Origin of the sequence: Arthrobacter sp. UYCu712, from assembly GCF_040547005.1 — a bacterium.
In the GTDB taxonomy this organism is placed as follows: domain Bacteria; phylum Actinomycetota; class Actinomycetes; order Actinomycetales; family Micrococcaceae; genus Arthrobacter.
Map to the genome: position 1 here is coordinate 1 of NZ_JBEPOZ010000065.1, position 1,036 is coordinate 1,036.

The 1,036-nt window shown below is 64.4% G+C and carries 3 protein-coding genes; all 3 read right to left on the bottom strand.

Annotation, left to right across the window (positions count from 1 at the left end; all coding sequences use genetic code 11):
- Positions 1 to 96: 96 nt before the first annotated feature.
- Entirely contained in the window at positions 97 to 369 is a 273-nt protein-coding gene (locus tag ABIB51_RS23165) for a hypothetical protein (RefSeq protein ID WP_354191737.1), read from the bottom strand.
- 74 nt (positions 370 to 443) lie between these two features.
- Positions 444 to 713, bottom strand: a complete 270-nt coding sequence (locus ABIB51_RS23170) for a hypothetical protein (protein WP_354191738.1) — start codon at positions 711 to 713, stop codon at positions 444 to 446.
- A partial coding sequence (locus ABIB51_RS23175) for a hypothetical protein (RefSeq protein ID WP_354191739.1) occupies positions 697 to 1,036 on the bottom strand: 340 nt, incomplete at its 5' end. The genes ABIB51_RS23170 and ABIB51_RS23175, both read right to left, overlap by 17 nt.

The following is a 1,036-nucleotide window of genomic DNA, read 5'->3' on the forward strand; positions in this document are numbered from 1 at the left end:
AGGAATATGAGCAAACATATTATGATCTACAAACCGGCCCGTTACCCGACGACGCCGCCAACAAACAGGCGGCATGATTCCCGGGACGGTTCACTGTCATGGTTGTCCCGGTTGTACTGCATTGAAGAATTGGTGGCCCGTTGGGTTTGTTGCCGTTCCGTCGTGGGCTTTCGTCTGGATGAAGGCCCTGTCCTCCTCGGAGAGGATGGTTTCTCCGTGGGCGTCGGTGTCGGCGTTCTCGCCGGTTTCGAGGTTGATGGCGGCCGTGATGGTGCGGGGCACGATCACGCATCCGGGGTTGTCGAGGAACCATTGCCGGGTGGCCGGAGAGAGCCGGTCCCATTGTTCCTTGATATGCATGTCAGTCATTTCAGCCTCTTAGGGTTCGGTTCGGGGGCAAGGAGTCTGCACCGCAGGGGTGGGCGTGATGGTGCGGGTGTGGATCAGCCATTCCAGGTCACGGTGATGGACTCGCCGGATGGCAGGGCCGTGACGTGCAGTGACAGATCGAGGCCACCGGGGCCGCGGCAGGGGTCAGTGCCTGTGATGGCGGTGATTTGTTCAACGAGCAGGTTCACGGCGCGGGCCATGGCCCGGCCCCAGTCAGCGGGACGGGTGCTGGAGGCGTGCACGGTGACCGCCAGTCCGGTCTCCCCGTCGCCGGTACGGGTGAGGGTGCCTGCTGCCGGTTCCGGCTCAGGGGCGGTCTGCATGGGGAATCTCCATCCGGAATCCGCAGCGGCAATGCAGGACCCGGGTACGCAGGCTCGCTTCCAGGCGGTTCCTTCGGCTCTGTCCGGCCGGGACCGTCGTGGTCAGGGAGCGTTCGGCGGTGGTGCCGGTTCGCAAGGGTTCGCCGCAGTGGAGGTAGGTTCCGTGCTCGTTGTCGGGGGCTTCGGCCGGGAACTGGCGCAGAATCGACGGGTCGATGCCGCCGGTATGGACATCGTGGGCGTAGAACCCGTCACATTCCAGACAGGTGTAGCTGACCTCGATGGAGGTGCCCGGCCAACTGGCGGAGCCCCCCACGGTCTCG